The organism is Rathayibacter sp. VKM Ac-2760 (assembly GCF_009834185.1).
Lineage (GTDB): Bacteria > Actinomycetota > Actinomycetes > Actinomycetales > Microbacteriaceae > Rathayibacter.
This window is the reverse complement of sequence record NZ_CP047173.1, coordinates 1,716,445-1,733,078: the sequence shown is the minus strand read 5'-3', so window position 1 is coordinate 1,733,078 and position 16,634 is coordinate 1,716,445. Positions and strand designations below refer to the sequence as shown.

Below are 16,634 nucleotides of genomic sequence, written 5' to 3'. Positions count from 1 at the left end.
CTCCCTCACCCGAAGGAACCCGCCATGACCACCACCATCCCCTCCCGGAGGCTCCGCGTCGCACTCGTCGGCGCCGGCTACTGGGGTCCGAACCTCGCGCGGAACTTCTCCGCCAGCGCCGACTGGGACCTGGTCGCGATCTGCGACCTCGACCCGGTCCGCGCGGAGAACGTCGCCCGCGCCAACGGCTCCGTGCCGGTGCTGCGCTCGCTCTCGGACGTGCTCGACCTGCCCGGGCTCGACGCGATCGCGATCGCCACTCCGGCACGGACCCACCACGCCATCGCCATGGCGGCGATCGCCGCGGGGCTCCACGTGCTGGTCGAGAAGCCGCTCGCGGACTCCAGCGTGCTCGGGATCGACATGGTCGACGCCGCGGAGCGTGCGGGCGTCGTGCTGATGGCCGACCACACCTACTGCTACACGCCGGCCGTGCTGAAGATGAAGGAGCTGATCGCCGCCGGCTCGCTCGGCGACGTGCTCTTCGTCGACGCGGTGCGGATCAACCTCGGGCTGATCCAGCCCGACGTCGACGTGTTCTGGGACCTCGCACCGCACGACCTCTCGATCCTCGACTTCATCATCCCCGGGGGCCTGCGCCCCGGCACCGTCGCCGCGCAGGGCTCCGACCCGCTCGGCTCCGGGCGCGCCTGCGTCGGCTACCTCACGCTGCCGCTGGGGCAGGGCGCCATCGCGAACGTGCACGTGAACTGGCTCAGCCCGACCAAGATCCGCCGGATGGTGATCGGCGGCTCGCGGCGCACGCTGGTCTGGGACGACGTGAATCCGCAGCAGCGGCTCAGCGTCTTCGACCGCGGAGTCGACCTCGGCACCTCGCTGCGCGGCGGGACCTCGCGGCGCGACGCGGCGATCTCGTACCGCCTCGGCGACACCTGGTCGCCCGCGCTGCCCGAGCGCGAGCCGCTCGCCGACATGGTGACGGAGTTCGCGACGGCGATCTCGGAGCGCCGCGCGCCCCGCACCGACGGCCGCGCCGCCCTGCGCGTGCTCAGCGTCCTGGAGCAGGTCAGCGACCGGCTGCTCGACGCCGGCCAGGTCAGCCGCACGACCGCCCCGGCGATCCGCGTGGAGGAGGCGTCGTGGCTGAGCTGAGCACCGCCGCCGTCTCGCCGGCCGCCGCCGTCTCGCTGGCGGGCGCCGAGGTCCTGGTGACCGGCGGCGCCGGGACCATCGGTTCGACGATCGTCGACCGGCTCCTCGACTGCGGGGTCGCCCGCGTCGACGTGCTCGACAACCTCGTCCGCGGGCGCCGGGAGAACCTCGCCCGTGCGCTGGACGACGGCCGCGTGCGGCTGATCGAGGGCGACATCCGCGACCGCGCGACGGTGGACGCCGTCGTGCGCGACAAGGACGTCGTCTTCCACCAGGCCGCGATCCGGATCACCCAGTGCGCGGAGGACCCGCGCCTGGCCTTCGACGTGCTCGCCCAGGGCTCCTTCACCGTCTTCGAGGCGGCGGCGGCGCACGGCGTGAGCCGGGTGGTGGCGGCGTCGAGCGCCTCCGTCTACGGGCTCGCGACGCGGTTCCCCACTCCGGAGAGCAACAACCCGTACGCCAACGACACGATCTACGGGGCGGCGAAGGCCTTCACGGAGGGGATGCTCACGAGCTTCGGGGCGATGTCCGGGCTGCGCTCGACGGCGCTGCGCTACTTCAACGTCTACGGGCCGAGGATGGACGTGCACGGCCTCTACACCGAGGTGCTCGTGCGCTGGATGGAGCGGATCGAGGCGGGCGTCCCGCCGCTGATCCTGGGCGACGGCGCGCAGACGATGGACTTCGTGCACGTGGACGACGTCGCCCGGGCGAACGTGGTCGCCGCGACCGCGGGCCGCGACGGCGCGTTCAACATCGGCACGGGGGTCGAGACCAGCCTGCTGGAGCTCGCCCGCACGCTTCTGCACGTGATGGACTCGGACCTCGCCGTGACGTTCGCGCCGGCGCGCTCGGTCAACGGCGTCACCCGGCGCCTGGCCGACACGCGGGCGGCGCGCGACGAGCTCGGCTTCGTCGCCGCGTTCGATCTGGAGAGCGGACTGCGCTCGCTGGTCGAGTGGTGGCGCGCGGAGCGGGTCGACGCACCCGAGCTGAGCGGGGCGACCCGATGAGCGGCGCGCGCACGGGCCGGATCGACGTGATGCGGCCCTGGCTGGGGGCGGAGGAGATCGAGGCGCTCGCCGAGGTCGTCGCCTCCGGCTGGATCGCGCAGGGCCCCCGAGTCGCGCGGTTCGAGGCGGCGTTCGCGGAGGCGATGGGCGTCGAGCACGCGGTCGCGCTGTCGAGCTGCACCACGGCCCTGCACCTCGGGCTCGTCGTCGGCGGCGTCGCGGCCGGAGACGACGTCGTGGTCCCCTCCTTCTCCTTCATCGCGACGGCGAACGCGGTCGTGCACGCCGGCGGCCGCCCGGTGTTCGCGGACGTGGATCCGGCGACCGGGAACGTCACGGCGGCGACGATCGCCGCGGCGCTCACGCCGGCGACGCGCGCCGTGATCGCGGTCGACCAGGGCGGCGTCCCGGTCGATCTCGCGCCGATCCGCGCCCTCTGCGATCCGCTCGGGATCCTCGTGCTCGAGGACGCGGCCTGCGGGGCCGGCTCGCAGTACCGGGGCCGGCCGGTCGGCGCCGGGGCGGAGCTGACCGCGTGGTCGTTCCACCCGCGCAAGCTGCTCACGACCGGCGAGGGCGGGATGCTGACCACCGGCGACGCGGACCTCGCGGCGCGCGCCCGGCGGCTCCGCGAGCACTCGATGTCGGTCTCGGCGGCCGACCGGCACGGCAGCGTGCTCGCGCCGCCCGAGCACTACGACGAGGTCGGCTTCAACTTCCGGATGACCGATCTGCAGGCGGCCCTCGGCCTCGTGCAGCTCGGTCGCCTGCCCGCGCTGATCGAGCGCCGGCGCGCGCTCGCGGCCCGCTACACCGCGGCCTTCGCGGGCGTGCCGGGGCTGCGCACGGTCGCGGATCCGGAGCACGGGACGGGCAACTACCAGTCGTTCTGGCTCGAGATCGGCGAGGAGTACCCGCTCGACCGCGACGGTCTGATGGCCGAGCTCGCCTCGCGCGACGTCTCGGCTCGGCGCGGGATCATGGCGGCGCACCGCCAGCCGCCCTACCGCGGCCACCCGAACGCGGACCGCCTGCCGGTGACCGAGCGGCTGACCGACCGGACGCTGATCCTGCCGCTCTTCCACGCCCTCGACGAGGAGGACCAGGACCGCGTGATCGAGGCGGTGCTGGCTCCGGCCCGGCTGACCGGCACGGCCCCGCGCGCGGAGGTGCTCCGTGCGTGAGCTGATCCTGGTCGGCGCGAGCGGGCTGGCGCGGGAGACCCTGGCGCTGCTCGCGGCCGGCGGCGGCCACCGCGCGATCGCGGTGGTCGACGACGGCGCCGCGCGCTGGGGCACCGAGCTCTCGGGCGTGCCCGTGATCGGCGGGCTCGACGCGATCGCCGAGCACCCCCGTGCGGAGATCGCCGTCTGCGTCGGGCACGGCAGCGGCCGGGCGCGCATCGTCGACCGCCTCCGCGCGGCCGGCGTGCCCGACTCCCGCTACGCCCGCCTGGTGCACTCGAGCATCCACGTGCCCGACGACTGCCGGATCGGCGCGGGCAGCATCCTGCTGGCCGGGGTCGTCCTCACCGCCGACGTGGCGATCGGCCGGCACGTGGTGGCGATGCCGAACGTCACGCTCACCCACGGCGACCGCATCGGCTCGTTCGCGACCCTCTGCGCCGGGGTCACCCTCGGCGGCGGGGTGCGGGTGGGCGAGGAGGCGTACCTGGGCATGGGCGCCTCCGTCCGCGAGCGCTCGCGGATCGGCCGGCGGGCGACCCTCGGCATGGGCGCGGTGCTGCTGCGCGACCAGCCGGCCGGCGAGACCTGGGTGGGCGTGCCCGCCTCCCTCCGGATCGACCCCGTCGCCACTCGGCGCACGGACAGCACTCTCGAAGGAGCGACCGCATGAACGCCGCCCGTGGACGCCGGTCGCCGGCCCTCCCCCTCTCCGGACCGGCACCGCTGGTGTCGGTCGTGCTCGCCGCCGTCGGCGGCGAGAGCCCCGCGGCCGCGCTGGCGAGCGTGCTCGCGCAGCGCGGGGTGCGGCTGGACGTCGTCGTGGTGACGGACGCGGACGTCGCGACGCCGGCCGACGCCGACGAGCGGGTCCGGGTGGTCGCCGCCCGCCCGGGTGCCGGTGTGCTCGCCGCGCGGAACGCCGGCCTCCGCCTGGTCCGCGGCGACGCAGTGCTGGTGCTGCCGAGCACCGACGTGCTGACCGAGGGCGCGCTCGAGCGGGCCGCGGCGCTCCTGGCGGCGCACCCGTGGGTCGGCGCAGTGCACGGCGACGCCGAGGTGTCGGTCCGGCCCGCGACCGCGCCCGCGAGCCGGGTCGAGTGGACGCTCTGGAGCGGCGCCGACTGGATCGAGCGGACGAGCCGGCACGGCTCCGACCTCCTGGTCGATCACGCCGCCCTGGTCCGCCGCGAGGTCGCGGACGCGCTCGGCGGCTACGCCGAGGACCTGCCGCGCACCGCCGATCTCGACTACGGGCTGCGCCTGGCCGCGATCAGCGGGATCGGCCGGATCACCGGCGCCGTGCAGACGCGGTGCCACCCGGCGCCGAGCACCGACCCGCTCGCGGAGCTGCGCGAGCGGCACCGCACGATCGAGCACTTCTTCACCGCGGCCGGGCACGACTCCTCCGGCCGGCGGGCGCAGGGCGGCGACCGGCGCACCCAGGCCTCGCGGGCGCTCGCCCAGGAGGCGATGGGCTGGGCGCTGCGGCACCGCGCCTCCGCGAACCCGGCCGACCACGCCGAGGGCGCCCGCTACGCCTCCGTCGCGGCCGAGTGCTGGCCGGCGGTCGTCGGCACGGCGGAGTGGCGCCGCTTCGTCCGCCGCGGCGAGCGCGCGCGGAGGCCGCTCTCGTGACCGCCGTCGACTCTCCGCCCGTCGCGGCCGGACGGATCACCTCGGCGCTGGGCTGGAGCGCGCTCAGCACGATCGCGCTCCGGCTCAGCAGCCTGGGCCTGGGGATCGTGCTCGCGCGGCTGCTCGCTCCGGAGGCCTTCGGCGTCTACGCCCTGGCGCTGACCGTGCAGTCGGTGATGATGGCGCTGTCGGACTTCGGGCTCAGCACCGATCTGATCCGCTCGAGCGATCCGGAGCGGCGCGCGCCGACGGTGGCGGTGCTCGGCCTGGTGATCGGCGGCACCCTCGGCGCCGCCACGGCCGCCGCCGCGCCCGCCATCGCCGCGGCGACGAACTCGCCCGAGACCGCGGGAGTGCTCGCGGTGCTGGCGATCACCCTGCCGCTGGCCGGTGCCGGCGTCGTCCCCTACGCCGCCCTGCAGCGCCGCTTCGCCCAGCGCCCGCTCTTCCTGATCGCCGCGGCCGACTTCCTGGTCTCGAGCGCGATCACCCTCGCGCTGCTCGCCGCCGGCACCGGAGTGCTGGCGCTCGCGATCGCCAGGGTGGCGGCGCAGACCCTCACGCTGGTGCTCCTCTTCGTCGCCGCGCGCGAGCGGCCCCGCTTCGGCTGGGACCGCTCGATCGCGCCGTCCGCGCTCCGCTTCGGCCTGCCGGTCGCGATCGCCAATCTGATCTCCTGGGGAGTGCTCGGCACCGACAAGGTGGTGATCGCGGGGCTGATCGACCCGGTCGCGCTGGGCTACTACGTCCTCGCCTTCAACATCTCGACCTGGCCGATGACCGCCGTGGGGCAGGTCGTCCGCTCGGTCGCGCTGCCCGCGTTCTCCCGGGCGCACGAGGCCGGCCGGCCCCTTCCCGTCGCCGCGGCGGCCGGGCTCACCTGGGCGCTCGCCGCCCCGCTCGGCGCGGTGCTCGCGGCCCTGGCCGCGCCGCTCGTGCACGTGGTCTACGGCGAGCGCTGGGCTCCCGCGGCGGGTGCGCTGGCGCTGCTCGGCTTCGTCGGTGCGCTGCGGGTGGTCTACGACCTGTTCAGCTCGGCGGCGCTCGCGCGGGGCGGCTCCGGCCGGGTTGCGATCGTGCAGGGCGTCTGGTTCGCGGCGCTGACGATCGCGCTCGTCCCGGCGGTGCTCGGCGGCGGCTTCGTCGGCGCGGCCTGGGCGCAGATCGGGGTGGCGGCGCTGGTCGTCGGTCCGGCGTTCGCCTGGCTGCTGCGCTCGATCGGCGTGGAGCTGCGCGGGGTGGCCCGCGCGCTGCTGCCGCCGGCGCGCGCCGCCGCGGCCGCGGCCGGTGCCGCCGCTCTCGTGCCGCCGGCGCTCGCCGCCGCCGGTCTCGACGCCGACTGGCTCGCCCTGCTCCTGGGCGGCGCGGTCGGCGGACTCCTCTACCTCCTCCTCCTGCGGACCTGGCTCCTCGCCCGCGTCCGCGAGCTCACCGCCGACCGAAGGACCCTGTCATGACCACCGAGCCGATCGTCCCGCTCGCCGATCTGCACCTGCAGCACCTCGTCGTCGCCGACGTGATCCGGGAGGGCTTCGACCGGGTGCTCGCCGAGTCGTCGTTCGTCCGCGGACCCGACGTGACCCGGTTCGAGGAGGAGTTCGCCGCGTACTGCGGGGTCCGTCACTCCATCGGGGTGGGCAACGGGACGGATGCGCTCGAGCTGGCCCTGCTCGCACTCGAGCTCTCCCCCGGAGACGAGGTGCTCGTCCCGGCGAACACCTTCGTCGCGACCGCCGAGGCCGTGGTCCGCGCCGGGGCGACGCCGGTGTTCGTCGACTGCGACGACGACTACCTGATCGACGTCGCCTCCGCCGCCGAGGCGGTCACCCCGCGCACCCGTGCGGTGATGGCCGTGCACCTCTACGGGCAGTGCGCCCCGGTGGAGGAGCTCGCGGCCGCGCTCGGCCCGCGGGTGCGGATCGTCGAGGACGCGGCGCAGGCCCAGGGCGCGCGGCGCCGCGGCGCGCGCGCCGGGTCGCTCGGCGCGATCGCCGGCACCAGCTTCTACCCGGGCAAGAACCTCGGCGCCTACGGCGACGCGGGCGGAGTGATGACCGACGACGACGAGCTCGCCGCGGCCGTCCGCCGGCTCGGCAACCACGGCGGCCTCAGCGCCTACCGGCACGAGGTCGTCGGCACGAACTCGCGGCTCGACTCGCTGCAGGCGGTCGTGCTGAGCGCGAAGCTCGCGCACCTCGACGAGTGGAACCGCCAGCGCAGGGAGGCGGCCGCGCGCTACGCGGAGCTGCTCGACGGCGTGGGCGGGCTGGTCCTCCCCCGCACCGCGCCCGGCAACGAGCACGTGCACCACCTCTACGTGGTGCGCACGCCCGAGCGCGAGCGGCTGCGCGCGTCGCTCGCGGAGGCGGGGGTCGCGACCGGCGTGCACTACCCCGTGCCGGTGCACCTGCTCACCCCGTTCCTGCCCGTCTCGGGCCGCCCGCGCGCCCTGCCGAAGGCGGAGGCCTTCGCCGGCGAGCTGCTCACGCTGCCGCTGTTCCCCGGCATCACCGCGGCGCAGCAGGAGTACGTGGCGGAGTCGCTGCTGTCCGCGCGGAGCACGGCGGCCCCGGCCGTCGGGGTCCTGCGATGACGAGCCCGGCGACGACGCCCCCGGCGACTGTGGACGTCGGCACCCGCCGCGGCCGCGCCGTGCCCGTCCAGGCGATCGACACCTCCGACGCCCTCGTCTCGGTGCTGATCCCGCTGCACGACTACGCCCTCTACCTCCCCGCCGCCGCGGCGAGCGCCCTCGGCCAGACCGGCGTCCGGGTGCAGCTGGTGATCGTGGACGACTGCTCGAGCGACGACTCGCTCGCCGTGGCCCGGGCGATCGCGGCCGGCGACGAGCGCGTGCTGGTGCTCGCGAATCCGCGGAACCTCGGCCCGGTCGGCAGCGTGCTCGTCGCGCTCGCCGTCGCGACCGGGGAGTTCTCCTGGTACCTCGACGCCGACGACGTGATCGCTCCGGGTGCGCTCGCCCGCGCGGTCGCCGTGGCCCGCGCACACCCGTCGGTCGGGATGGTCTACGGGCATCCGCTGCACTTCACCGACGGCCACGCGCTCCCGGAGCCGCGGACGGCGCCGACCTCGTGGCTGCTCTGGTCGGGCGAGGACTGGCTGCACGAGCGCTGCCGCACCGGCGTCAACGTGATCACCTCGCCCGAGGTGCTCGTGCGGCGCTCGGTCCTGGACCGGGTGGGCTGGCCGCGTCCGCTGCCGCACACCTACGATCTCGAGCTCTGGCTGCGGCTGGCGGCGGCGTCCGACGTCGCCTACATCCGCGGGGCCGATCAGGCCTGGCACCGCGAGCACGCGGGGAGCCGCTCGGACGCGGTGACACCGCTGCGCGATCTGCGCGAGCGGCTGCTCGCCTTCGAGACCTTCTTCGCCGCTCCCGGCTCGCGGCTCGAGCGGCGCGCCGAGCTGGAGCACCTTGCCCGCACCGCGCTCGCCCGCGACGCGCTGGTGCGCGGGGCGCAGCGCTTCGACAGCGGCGGCTCGGACGTGGCGGAGCTCCAGGAGCACCTCGGCTTCGCGCAGGCCGTCTTCGGCGACGCGGGCCTGCTGCCGGAGTGGGAGCGGCTGGAGTCGCGGCTGCTCCGCCCGCGGAACGGCCGCTTCTCGCCGCGCTTCCTGGCGGAGCGGGTGCTCCGGCGCCTGCGCACCGACCGGGCCTGGCGCCGCTGGCACCGCGAGGGGAGCTACTGATGCGCGCCACCCGCGTCCCCCGCGAGCTCGTCCGGCGCCTGCGCAGCACCGGCGGGCGCGATCTGCTGCAGCGCGCCGTCCGCTCGCTCGGCGACCGGGTGGGCGTCCGCGAGCTGGACATGCCGCTGCTCCACGCCGACATCGCCGACTCCGGACTGCTCCGCCTGCCCGCCGCCCCCGAGGGCTCGGGCGGCCCCGCCGCGATCGGCTGGATCTGCACCCCGCCCGACCGCGGCTCCGGCGGGCACACCACCCTGTTCCGGATGGTCCAGGGCCTGCGCGAGCGCGGCCACCGCTGCACGCTCTTCCTCTACGACCGGCACGGCGCCGACTTCGCCACCCGCGCCGCGATCATCCGCGCCGGCTGGCCCTGGCTCGACGTCGACATCCGCAGCGCCGACGACGGGATCACCGGCGTCGACGCCGCGGTCGCGACCTCGTGGGAGACGGCGCACGTGCTCGCCACCCGCGGGACCGCGCCGATGGCCCGGCTCTACTTCGTGCAGGACTACGAGCCGTTCTTCCACCCGCACGGCACGCTCGCCGCGCTGGCGGAGGACAGCTACCGGTTCGGCTTCCGCACGATCGCGCTCGGTGCGATGGTCCGCTCGCACCTCGACGCGCTCGGCGTGGCGAGCGAGACGGCGCCGTTCGGCTGCGACACCAGCACCTACCGGCTCGACAACCCGGACGGCGCGCGCTCCGGAGTCGTCTTCTACGCGAAGCCCTCGGCCGACCGCCGCGGCTACCTGCTCGGCCGGCGGGCGCTGGCGCTCTTCCACGCCGAGCACCCGAGCGTGCCGATCCACGTCTACGGCACCGCGCCCGACGCCTGGGACCTCCCGGTGATCGAGCACGGCACGCTCGCCCCGCGCGAGCTCGCCGCGCTCTACAACCGCTGCTCGGCCGGCATCGCGCTGTCCTTCACCAACATCTCGCTCGTCGCCGAGGAGCTGCTCGCCTGCGGCACGGTCGCGGTCGTCAACGACTCCGCCGACGCCCGCGCCGACCTGCCGCACCCCGGCGCGCGCTGGGCCCGGCCGACGCCGGCGGGCATCGCGGAGGCCCTCGGCCGCTCCGTCGCCGAGGCCCGCCCCGGCCGCGCGGTCGCCGCGGGCGTCCGGCACGGCTGGGGACCCGCCCAGGAGGTCGTCGAGCGCGTGATCCTCGACGAGCTCGCCCGCACCACCACCGTCACCGCCGGCGGCAGCGCCGGCCGATCGGAGAGCTGAACCATGACCCACAAGCAGCACCGGCGCGTCGTCCTCGGCGGCACCACGGTCGATCTCACCCGGCACGAGGAGGCGGTCCGCACCATCGCGGACCGCGCCGCCGCCGCCGGCCCCGCGCCGCTCGGCGTGCTCTCGGTGAACATCGACCACGTCAACCACTTCGGCCACGGCGGCCGCTGGGAGCACGTGCTCGAGCGCCGCGCGGAGCCCCTGCCCGCACTGCCCGCGGCCGAGCCGCCGACCCTCGTCCTCGTCCCGGCGACCGACGGAGCGGCGGAGGGCGCCACCGCGTGGGCGGCCGCCCCGGCCGACGCCTCCGCCGACGCACCGCGCCCCGCCGTCGAGTGGCTCTCGCTGATCGACGGCAGCCCGATCGCCGGCCAGGCGAAGCGGCTCACCGGCGTCTCCTGGCCGCGCCTGGCCGGCAGCGACCTGATCGGCCCCCTGCTCGACCGCGCCGCGGCCGACGGTGTGCGCGTGGGCGTGCTCGGCGGCTCCGAGGCGGCGCAGGAGCGGCTCCGGGCGCGCCTGGCCGAGGAACGGCCCGGCCTCGTGCTGGCCGGCCTCTGGTCGCCCAGCCGCGAGCAGCTCGCCGACCCGGCCGCGAACAGCCGACTCGCCGACGCGATCCGCGCCGCCCGTGTCGACCTGCTCGTCGTCGGACTCGGCAAGCCCCGCCAGGAGCTCTGGATCGACGAGCACGGCCCCCGCACCGGCGCGCACGTGCTGCTCGCCTTCGGCGCGGCCGTCGACTTCCTCGGCGGCTCGGTCCGCCGCGCGCCGCAGTGGGTCGCCGACCGTGGAGCGGAGTGGCTGTGGCGCCTCGCGCTCGAGCCGCGCCGCCTCGCCCGCCGCTACCTGGTCGAGGGGCCGCTCGCCTACGGGCGCCTGCGCCTGCACAGCAGCGCGACGCCGCGGCGCGGCCCGACCGTGCACGGCCCGCACCGTCTCCCTCCGCTCCCCGTTCCCGCCGGTCCCGGAGGCCTCCCCGCCCCCGCCGGCCCCGGTCGCTTCGCCGCCCCCGGCGAGCGCGCGGACGTCGCCGCGCTCGTCGTCAGCTACCGCTCGGCCGCCACGCTCGACCGGCTGCTCGCCAGCCTCCGCGGGGAGGCGGCCACCGGTGTCCGCCTGCGGGTGGTCGTCGTCGACAACGCCTCGGACGACGGCTCGCTCGCCCTCGCCGCGGCGCACTCCGACGTCGTCGCCGTCGACGCGGGCGGCAACGTCGGCTACGCGGCGGCCGTCAACATCGCCCGCCGGCACGCGGGCGACACCGGCGCGCTGCTCGTGCTCAACCCCGATCTGGTCGTGCTGCCCGGGGCGATCGCGCGACTGCTCGAGCGGATGGACTCCTCCTCGGCCGGCATCGTGGTGCCGCTGCTGCGCGACGCCGGCGGGGCGCCCGCGCGCTCGCTCCGCCGCGAGCCCACCCGGCTGCGCGCCCTCGGCGACGCCCTGCTCGGCGACCGGATGCTCGACCGCCCCGCGTTCTCGAGCGAGACCGACAGCGACCCCGAGAGCTACCGGCACGCTCACGCGATCGAGTGGGCGACCGGAGCAGCGCTGCTGATCGACGCGCTCGTCGCGGCGCGCCTGGGCGACTGGGACGAGCGCTTCTTCCTCTACTCCGAGGAGACCGACTACTTCCGGCGCGCCCGCGAGCTGGGCGCCGAGTCCTGGTTCGAGCCGGCCGCGCAGGTCGTGCACGACGGCGGCGGCTCCGGCTCGTCGAGCGCGCTCGCGGCGCTGCTGGCCCTCAACCGGGTCCGCTACGTCGAGAAGTTCCACGGCGCGCTGTACTCGGCCACCTTCCGCCTGGTCGTGCTCGCGGCGGAGGCGGCGCGCAGCCTCCTCCCCGGCGCCGGCGGCCGCGCGCACCGCCGCGCCGTGCTCGCCCCGCCCTCGGCGCCCGCGCCGCCGCGCTGCCCGTCGGCGCGCCCGCCGGACCGGCCGCCGCCCCTGCACCCGCACGGCTCCGTCGTCGTCCCGGCGCACGACGAGGAGGCGGTGATCGCGCGCACCCTCGCCCCACTCGCCTCGGCCGCGGCGAGCGGCGCGCTCGAGCTGATCGTCGTCTGCAACGCCTGCGACGACCGCACCGCCGCCATCGCCCGGAGCTTCGCCGGCGTCACCGTCGTCGAGATCGGCGAGGCCTCCAAGACCGCGGCGCTGAACGCCGGCGACGCGGTCGCCACGACCTGGCCCCGGCTCTACCTCGACGCCGACGTCGGCGTGACCGCGGACGCCGTCTGGAGCGTCTTCGACGCCGTGACCCGCGGCGGGCTGCTCGCCGCCCGGCCGACCGCGGTCTACGACGCGACCGGGGCCGACGCGCTGGTCCGCGCCTACTACCGCGCCCGCTCGCGCACGCCCTCCCTGCACACCGCGCTCTGGGGCGCGGGCGGCTACGCCGTGAGCGGCTCCGGGCACGACCGCATCGGCGTCTTCCCCGCGCTGATCGCCGACGACGAGTTCGTCGACGGCCGGTTCTCCGCCGCCGAGCGCGCCGTCGTCGCGACGGCCCCCGCGGTCGTCCGCGTGCCCCGGAGCACGTCCAGCCTGCTCGGCGTGCTCCGCCGCACTCATCGCGGCAGCGCGCAGCTGGCCGCGACGACCCCCGGCGGCGAGCGCCGCTCCACCCGCACCGCCGTGGAGGTGCTCCGGGCCGCGCAGGGGCCGCTGGAGCTCGCCGACGCCGCCGTCTACCTCGCCTTCGCGCTGGCCAGCCGGCTGCCGGACGGCCGCTCGACGGGCTGGACGCGCGACGACACCGCCCGCCGGCCGGTCGTCGCCCCCGCGGCGAGGGACTGAGCCGTGGCCGCCCCGATCGAGCGGACCGGACCCCCGCTGCTGCTGCGCCTCGTCGCCTTCGCCCTGTTCCTCACCCCGGCCGATCAGGTGCTCGCGCCGCTGGGCGCCTCCGGCTCCCTCACGATGGTGCTCGCCCTCGCGCTGACAGCGATCTGGTTCGCCTCGGCGGTGCTGGGGCTGCACGACCCGATCCCGATGCGCCACCCGGGCCGGGCGGCGCTGGCGCTGCTCCTGCTGGTCAGCATCGCGTCCTACGTGCGCTACGCGAGCAACGACACCGTCCCGCGCACCGGCGAGGGCCAGCTCAGCGCCGACCGCTGGCTGCTGCTCCTGCTCGCCTCCGCGGGGATCGCCCTCGTCACCACGCAGAGCATCCGCACCCTCGAGGACGCGCGGGTGCTGGTCGGCTCGCTCGTGAACGCCGCCTCGCTCTGCGCGATCATCGCGATCGTCCAGTTCACGACCCACACCGACCCGGTGGAGCTGATCCGGAGCGTCATGGTCGGCTTCGTCGACAACGGCGGCAGCACCCCGTTCCAGGACCGCGACGGCCTCACCCGGGTGGCGGGCACCACCTTCCACCCGATCGAGCTCGCGGTCGTCTCGGCGATGCTGCTCCCCCTCGCCGTCTGGCGCCTGCTCTACGACACGCGCGCGCCCCGGATCCTGCGCGCCGCCTCCTGCGTGCTGCTGCTCACCGCGCTCGCGCTGACCGTCTCCCGGTCGGGCGTGCTCTCGCTCGCCGTGGGCACGGCCGTCTGCGGGATCTTCCTGCCGCAGGCCGCGCGCCGCTGGGGGTACGTGCTCGCGCCGCTCGCCGTCGCCGCGTTCTTCGTCACCACCCCGGGACTGCTGGGCACCCTCACCAGCTCGATCGGCGCGGGCACGGCCGACACCTCGATCGTGAACCGCCTCGACAACTACCCCCGCGTGGCGGCCCTCGTCGCGCAGCACCCCCTCCTCGGCACCGGACCGGGCACCTACCTCCCGGACAGCGCCAAGCTCATCCTCGACAACCAGTACCTCGGCTCCGCGATCACCCTCGGCCTGCTCGGGGCCGCCGCGGTGCTCGCCTACTTCGGCGTCCCGGCCCTCTTCGGGCTGATCGCCGCCCAGCTCGCCCGCGATCCGCGGCTGCGCGCCCTGACCGGGAGCGTCGCGGCCGCCGCGACGGTCGCGGTGGTCGCCTCCGCCACCTTCGATTCACTGGGCTTCCCGGTGTTCGCCCTGCTGTTCCCGTTCGTGCTCGGCCTCTCCGGGAGCTGCTGGCTCCTCGTGCGCGCCGAGCTCGGACTCCCCTCCGCCCTCCGCCCGGACGCCCCCGTCCCCGCGGCGGGCGAGATCGACCACGTCCCCGAAAGGCTCCCCTGATGGACCCCGTCTCCGTTCTCCGCACCCTCTGGCGCCACCGCGTCCTCGCCGGCGTCGTGCTCGTGCTGACCGTCGCCGCGATGGCGTACGTGCTGGTGCTCTCGCCGCGCACCTACGCCTCGACCGCGACCTACGCCCTGGTCAACCCGCAGCTCCCGAGCACCGCCGAGCTCGAGGCCGACCCGGCGCTCGCCGCGCTGAACTCCGACAACCCCTACCTGCGCTCCTCCGACAACTCGCTCGCCGCGCAGGTGCTGGTCACCGTGCTGAACAGCGACCAGACGGCGGAGGCGCTCGACGCGCAGGGACTGTCCACCGAGTTCGCGGTCGAGCGCTCGGCCTGGTCCGGTCAGGGCCTGCTGCTCTCCGTCACGGCCGACGCACCGACCGCGGACGGCTCGCTCGCGACGACGACGGCGCTCGGCGGGATGCTCGTCGACACCCTGCGCAGCATCCAGACCGTCAACGGGGCGGACGACCGCTACCTCTTCACCGCGCTCGAGGTGCAGTCGCCGCTGCGGGCGACCGAGCAGGTCTCGGACCGGCTGCGCGCGGTGATCGTGGTCGGCGTGGGCGGCGTCGTGCTGCTCTTCGGTGCGGTGTCGATCGCCCGGGCCGTCGACGGCCGCAGGGCGGGCAGGAGCGGCGGGGCCGCCGCGCCGACGACGACGAGCACCGTCGCCGCGGCGCCGCGCGCGCGACGGCCGCCGCCGCGACACCGGCCGCCGCCGCTCCGGCCGCCTTCCGCGCGGCACCGCCGGCTCCCGCCCGGCCTGCTGCGCCCGCTCCCGAGCGAGACCGGCTCGCCTCCACGACCCGGCACTGAGCCGCCGCGCCGCGGGTCGCGCCTCAGACCCGGCTCAGCACCCCGGCCCGCTCCACGTACTCCTCCGCCGTCTCCGGGCAGCGCCAGAGCGCGCCGTCCGGCCCGTCCCCGGCCGGCTCGAGCCGCGCCCCGGCCCGCCCGACCCAGCCGATCCGCCGCGCCGGCACCCCGACCACGAGCGCGTGGGCCGGGACGTCCGCGGCGACCACCGCGCCCGCCGCGACCATCGCCCAGGCCCCGATCCGGACCGGAGCGACGCAGACCGCGCGCGCGCCGATCGCCGCGCCCTCCTCCACCACCACCGCGACGGCGTGCCAGTCGTCCGCCGACTTCAGCGCCCCCTCCGGAGTGACCGCGCGCGGCCGCAGATCGTTGGTGAACACCACCGCGGGCCCCACGAACACCCCGTCGCCGAGCACCGCCGGCTCGTAGACGAGCGCGTGGTTCTGGATCTTGCAGCGGTCGCCCACCACGACGCCCGGCCCGACATAGGCGCCCCGGCCGATCACGCAGTCGCGGCCGACGCGCGCGTGCTCCCGCACCTGCGCGAGATGCCACACCAGCGTCCCGTCGCCCACCTCGGCCCGCGGATCGACGTCCGCCGACCCCTCGATCCGGGCCGGCCGCAGCGAGCGAGCGAAGCAGACCGAGTGCTCGGAGCCGGCGTAGGAGCCGAAGAGCGGGATCGGCGCATAGCCCTCCCGCGTGTAGAACCGGATCGCGTCCGGCTGCAGCGTCCCCGTCTCGAGCACCAGCCGCACCGCGCCGCGCTCGCGCGCCTTGTCCTCCAGCGCCGCGAGCACCGCCGCGGCGACCCCGGAGCCGCGCGCCGCCCGGTCGACGAACATCCGCTTGACCTCGACGACGTCCGCGCCGAGCACCGACTCCGGCAGCGGCCGCAGCCCGCCGCAGGCGAGCGCTCGGCCGTCCTCGTCGACCGCGACGAGGAACACGGGCACGTCGTCCGCCGACGGCGGCGTCCCCGGCTCGTGGTCGTCCGAGCCGTAGCGCTCGTCCAGCTCGACGCGCTGCGCGGACCGGAGGCTCTCCGCGCGCGGATCCGCCCACTCCACCTCGACGATGCTCCAGCCCACGACTCCTCCTCCCGCGCGGGCGGCGAGCCCGCGACCCGTCCATCCTCCCGCGCCCGGCCACCGCACGCTCCGGCCCCGCACGCTTCGGCCCCGCACGCTCCGGCCCCCGCACGCTCCGGCCCGCCCTAGACTCGGCGCATGCCCGACGACTCCGCCCCGCTGCCCGCGCCCGGCTGGTACCCGCACCCCGCCGACCTCGGCGCCGAGCTCTACTGGGACGGAGCGGCGTGGACCGATCGCTCCCGCCCCGCCGTGCCACCGGCCCCCGCCGCCCCGACCGCCCCCGCGTACGGCACGCCGCCGCCCGGAGCGCCGGTGCAGCCCGCCGCACCCGCCTACGGCGCCGCGCCCGCGTACGGCCCCGCTCCCGGCTACGGCGCGACCCCCGGAGCCGCCCCCGCGCGCCGCAACTCGCTCGCCCTCGCGAGCCTGATCCTCGGCATCGCCAGCATCCTGATCAACCCGCTGCTCGTCCCCTCCATCCTCGCGATCGTCTTCGGCGTCCGCGGCCGCGCCGCCTCCGCCCAGCTCGGCGGACGCGGCTTCGCGACCGCGGGCCTCATCACCGGCATCGTCGGCATCGGCTTCGGCGTGCTCTCGTTCCTGGCGCGCGCCGCCGGGCTCACGAACTGAGCGGC

The 16,634-nt window shown here is 76.4% G+C and carries 14 protein-coding genes and 1 pseudogene; 12 read left to right on the top strand and 3 right to left on the bottom strand.

The window, feature by feature from the left end:
* The first annotated feature begins 24 nt into the window (after positions 1–24).
* Genes GSU72_RS07825 through GSU72_RS07775 form a run of 11 tightly spaced genes read left to right on the top strand, consistent with a single transcriptional unit; the run spans position 25 to position 14,076 of the window.
* On the top strand, positions 25–1,113 hold the full coding sequence (locus GSU72_RS07825) for a Gfo/Idh/MocA family oxidoreductase (protein ID WP_159984512.1): 1,089 nt from the start codon (positions 25–27) through the stop codon (positions 1,111–1,113).
* The gene (locus tag GSU72_RS07820; RefSeq protein WP_244256042.1) at positions 1,101–2,129 is read left to right on the top strand and encodes an NAD-dependent epimerase/dehydratase family protein; all 1,029 of its coding nucleotides are present in this window, start codon (positions 1,101–1,103) and stop codon (positions 2,127–2,129) included. Before GSU72_RS07825 ends, GSU72_RS07820 begins: the two co-directional genes overlap by 13 nt.
* On the top strand, positions 2,126–3,313 hold the full coding sequence (locus GSU72_RS07815; protein ID WP_244256041.1) for a DegT/DnrJ/EryC1/StrS family aminotransferase: 1,188 nt from the start codon (positions 2,126–2,128) through the stop codon (positions 3,311–3,313). Before GSU72_RS07820 ends, GSU72_RS07815 begins: the two co-directional genes overlap by 4 nt.
* Positions 3,306–3,986 carry a NeuD/PglB/VioB family sugar acetyltransferase gene (locus GSU72_RS07810; protein ID WP_159984511.1) on the top strand — a complete coding sequence of 227 codons (681 nt, stop codon included), beginning with the start codon at positions 3,306–3,308 and terminating at the stop codon, positions 3,984–3,986. Before GSU72_RS07815 ends, GSU72_RS07810 begins: the two co-directional genes overlap by 8 nt.
* Complete coding sequence (locus tag GSU72_RS07805; RefSeq protein ID WP_159984510.1) at positions 3,983–4,951, top strand: glycosyltransferase; 969 nt, start codon at positions 3,983–3,985, stop codon at positions 4,949–4,951. The genes GSU72_RS07810 and GSU72_RS07805 overlap by 4 nt, the downstream gene beginning before the upstream one ends.
* A complete protein-coding gene (locus GSU72_RS07800; protein ID WP_159984509.1) occupies positions 4,948–6,408 on the top strand; it encodes an oligosaccharide flippase family protein in 1,461 nt (486 codons plus the stop codon). The genes GSU72_RS07805 and GSU72_RS07800 overlap by 4 nt, the downstream gene beginning before the upstream one ends.
* The gene (locus GSU72_RS07795; protein WP_159984508.1) at positions 6,405–7,544 is read left to right on the top strand and encodes a DegT/DnrJ/EryC1/StrS family aminotransferase; all 1,140 of its coding nucleotides are present in this window, start codon (positions 6,405–6,407) and stop codon (positions 7,542–7,544) included. Before GSU72_RS07800 ends, GSU72_RS07795 begins: the two co-directional genes overlap by 4 nt.
* Complete coding sequence (locus tag GSU72_RS07790; RefSeq protein WP_159984507.1) at positions 7,541–8,662, top strand: glycosyltransferase family 2 protein; 1,122 nt, start codon at positions 7,541–7,543, stop codon at positions 8,660–8,662. The genes GSU72_RS07795 and GSU72_RS07790 overlap by 4 nt, the downstream gene beginning before the upstream one ends.
* Positions 8,662–9,894, top strand: coding sequence for a glycosyltransferase family 1 protein (locus tag GSU72_RS07785; RefSeq protein ID WP_159984506.1), 1,233 nt, complete (start codon positions 8,662–8,664; stop codon positions 9,892–9,894). The genes GSU72_RS07790 and GSU72_RS07785 overlap by 1 nt, the downstream gene beginning before the upstream one ends.
* A gap of 3 nt (positions 9,895–9,897) precedes the next feature.
* Positions 9,898–12,705, top strand: coding sequence for a WecB/TagA/CpsF family glycosyltransferase (locus GSU72_RS07780; RefSeq protein WP_159984505.1), 2,808 nt, complete (start codon positions 9,898–9,900; stop codon positions 12,703–12,705).
* Between the two features lie 3 nt (positions 12,706–12,708).
* Entirely contained in the window at positions 12,709–14,076 is a 1,368-nt protein-coding gene (locus GSU72_RS07775; RefSeq protein WP_159984504.1) for an O-antigen ligase family protein, read from the top strand.
* A 481-nt stretch (positions 14,077–14,557) separates the two neighbouring features.
* Here GSU72_RS07775 and GSU72_RS07770 read toward each other — a convergent pair whose 3' ends face one another.
* The 3 genes and pseudogenes from GSU72_RS07770 to GSU72_RS21545 form a co-directional block, all read right to left on the bottom strand.
* Positions 14,558–14,752 (bottom strand): hypothetical protein, encoded by a 195-nt coding sequence (locus GSU72_RS07770; RefSeq protein ID WP_159984503.1) that lies wholly within the window; start codon positions 14,750–14,752, stop codon positions 14,558–14,560.
* 173 nt (positions 14,753–14,925) lie between these two features.
* Positions 14,926–15,531, bottom strand: a complete 606-nt coding sequence (locus tag GSU72_RS21550; protein WP_244256101.1) for an acyltransferase — start codon at positions 15,529–15,531, stop codon at positions 14,926–14,928.
* A 72-nt stretch (positions 15,532–15,603) separates the two neighbouring features.
* A pseudogene (locus GSU72_RS21545) lies at positions 15,604–15,861 on the bottom strand (GNAT family N-acetyltransferase); the annotation flags it as partial.
* A 273-nt stretch (positions 15,862–16,134) separates the two neighbouring features.
* Here GSU72_RS21545 and GSU72_RS07760 point away from each other — a divergent pair.
* Complete coding sequence (locus tag GSU72_RS07760; RefSeq protein ID WP_159984501.1) at positions 16,135–16,629, top strand: DUF4190 domain-containing protein; 495 nt, start codon at positions 16,135–16,137, stop codon at positions 16,627–16,629.
* Positions 16,630–16,634 lie beyond the last annotated feature (5 nt).

Excerpts from the sequence above, each read along its gene's own strand:
- GSU72_RS07825 (WP_159984512.1), top strand. The coding sequence starts at position 25 with ATGACCACCACCATCCCCTCCCGGAGGCTCCGCGTCGCACTCGTCGGC.
- GSU72_RS07815 (WP_244256041.1), top strand. The coding sequence starts at position 2,126 with ATGAGCGGCGCGCGCACGGGCCGGATCGACGTGATGCGGCCCTGGCTG.
- GSU72_RS07805 (WP_159984510.1), top strand. The coding sequence starts at position 3,983 with ATGAACGCCGCCCGTGGACGCCGGTCGCCGGCCCTCCCCCTCTCCGGA.
- GSU72_RS07795 (WP_159984508.1), top strand. The coding sequence starts at position 6,405 with ATGACCACCGAGCCGATCGTCCCGCTCGCCGATCTGCACCTGCAGCAC.
- GSU72_RS07790 (WP_159984507.1), top strand. The coding sequence starts at position 7,541 with ATGACGAGCCCGGCGACGACGCCCCCGGCGACTGTGGACGTCGGCACC.
- GSU72_RS07785 (WP_159984506.1), top strand. The coding sequence starts at position 8,662 with ATGCGCGCCACCCGCGTCCCCCGCGAGCTCGTCCGGCGCCTGCGCAGC.
- GSU72_RS07780 (WP_159984505.1), top strand. The coding sequence starts at position 9,898 with ATGACCCACAAGCAGCACCGGCGCGTCGTCCTCGGCGGCACCACGGTC.
- GSU72_RS07760 (WP_159984501.1), top strand. The coding sequence starts at position 16,135 with ATGCCCGACGACTCCGCCCCGCTGCCCGCGCCCGGCTGGTACCCGCAC.